Origin of the sequence: Halomonas sp. MCCC 1A11062, from assembly GCF_021404355.1 — a bacterium.
GTDB classification, from domain to species: domain Bacteria; phylum Pseudomonadota; class Gammaproteobacteria; order Pseudomonadales; family Halomonadaceae; genus Halomonas; species Halomonas aerodenitrificans.
Genome location: NZ_JABFTW010000053.1, coordinates 1 through 1,952, shown reverse-complemented (window position 1 = coordinate 1,952; position 1,952 = coordinate 1). Strand labels below are relative to the sequence as shown.

Annotated in this window: 2 protein-coding genes; both read right to left on the bottom strand. The window is 63.4% G+C overall.

Annotated elements, in window-relative coordinates:
• Window positions 1–76 precede the first annotated feature (76 nt).
• Window positions 77–850, bottom strand: coding sequence for an IS21-like element helper ATPase IstB (gene istB, locus HOP58_RS22725; protein ID WP_234261906.1), 774 nt, complete (start codon window positions 848–850; stop codon window positions 77–79).
• A complete protein-coding gene (gene istA, locus HOP58_RS22720; RefSeq protein ID WP_234261905.1) occupies window positions 847–1,866 on the bottom strand; it encodes an IS21 family transposase in 1,020 nt (339 codons plus the stop codon). The genes istB and istA overlap by 4 nt, the downstream gene beginning before the upstream one ends.
• Window positions 1,867–1,952: the final 86 nt, after the last annotated feature.

The window sequence follows — 1,952 nt, the reverse complement described above, 5'->3', positions numbered from 1 at the left end:
TGTCAACGCCGACTGAAAAGTGACCCCCTTTGGGCGTAGAACGCCGAAATAAAAGTGACCCCCTAGGCCCGCTGGGTTATTTCATGGTTGTTGAAGGTGTGCCGGCCTTGCGCTTGTCCTTGAGCCGATAGCTCTCGCCGCTGATCTGCACGATGTGGGCATGGTGCAGCAGTCGGTCGAGCATGGCGGCGGTGAGAGTCTGATCGTCGGCGAAGGCGCCGGCCCATTGGGTGAACGGCAAATTGCTGGTCAGGATCATGCTGCCGCGCTCGTAGCGCTTGGCGACGACGTTGAAGAACAGATTCGCCTCCTCGCGCCCGAACGGCAGGTAGCCGATCTCGTCGATCACCAGCAGCTTCGGTCCCATGACGACGCGGTTGAAATACTGCTTGAGCCGTTCCTGGCGCTGGGCGGCACGCAGTTGCAGCATCAGGTCGGCGGCGGTGACGAAGCGGGTCTTGATACCGCTCATCACTGCCCGGTAGGCCAGTGCTGTGGCCAAATGCGTCTTGCCGACACCACTGGGACCGAGTAACACGATGTTCTCGGTACGTTCGAGAAAGGTCAGTGTGGCCAGTTCCTGAAGCTGCGTGCGCGGTGCTCCCGAGGCGAAGGCGAAATCGTATTGCTCCAGCGTCTTCACCGCCGGCAGGGTCGCCATCTTCAGCAACGTCTGGCGGCTGCGTTCTGCACGGGCCTCGTGCTCCGCCCCCAGCAGGTGTTCAAGGAAGTCGGCGAAACTCGCCTCATCGGTCGCCGCCTGCTGGGCCTGATGCGACCAGTCCGTGCCGATACGCTCAAGCTTGAGCCGTTGGCACAACTCCTGGATACGTGCGTGCTGGAGATTCATACCTGTCCCTCCAGCAGCTGATCATAAACCGACAGCGGGTGCTGCAAGCTCTCGTGAGGTAGCGCGCGCCCTGGCCGCAGGCTCGGCGCCGAGGTGGCGCTCTGCTGCCGGACCGGCAACGGGAGCAACTCCAGCCGCTCCTTGGCCAAGCGCACCGCCGGCTTGACCTGGGTGGTGCCGTGGATGCGCTGGTGGGCCACCTCCTCGATCCAACGTCCGATATGAGCATTGGCCGTGGTGACGTCGAGCATGAGGCCGGCGCTCTTCAGTGTCGCCGCCAGCGGTGTCACGAAGCTGCCCTTGAGGTAGCCGTTGAAGCGCTCGACTTTGCCTTTGGTCTTGGCCCGGTAGGGGCGACAGACTCGGGGCCGAAAGCCATAAATATCCGCCAGATCGGCCAGGGCTGGATGCCAGCGGTGCTGGCCGTCGCCAAATGCATCCCGCTCGGAGATGATTGCGCCGGCGTTGTCGAATAGCGCCTCCTGTGGCACGCCCCCGAAATAGTCAAAGGCCGCCTCGAGCCCGGCAAGCCACGCCGCGCTGTCCTCTCGTTCGGAAAAGCGCACGAAAGTGGCCCGGCTGTAGCCGAGGGTGGCGACGAAGGCCTTGAGCGGCGAGCGGCCGCGGCGGATGGTGGTGAAATCCACCTGCACCTGCTTGCCTGGCGGCGTCTCGAAGCGGATCAGCGGCTCTTCGGTCCGGCGTTTGAACGGCGCCAGATAGCTCTTGAGCTGGCTGATGCCGCCGGGATAACCCAGGGCCTGGATCTCGCGCAGCAACACCGTTGCCGGAATCCAGTGTGGGCGCGCCGCCTCGATCCGCTCCTGGAGGTAGGCCTTGTACGGATCGAGCTTGGTAGGCTGCGGGTGGCGCGGCGTGTAGCGCGGTGACTCGCCATTTCGCAGATACTTGCGCACTGTGTTGCGCGACAGTCCCAGTTCCCGTGCGATCGCCTTTATGCTCCGGCCCTGACGGGCCAACACTCTGATTTCCACTGACTGCTCCTGGATCAACATCGCGGCGGCTCAAAAGCCACCATCTTCGCCCAAGGGGGTCAGATTTACCTCGGCGTCAGGGGGTCAGTTTTACATCGGCGGTGACA

What these genes read in the sequence shown, in the direction of transcription:
- istB (WP_234261906.1), bottom strand. Translation starts at nt 850, where the DNA reads ATGAATCTCCAGCACGCACGTATCCAGGAGTTGTGCCAACGGCTCAAG.
- istA (WP_234261905.1), bottom strand. Translation starts at nt 1,866, where the DNA reads ATGTTGATCCAGGAGCAGTCAGTGGAAATCAGAGTGTTGGCCCGTCAG.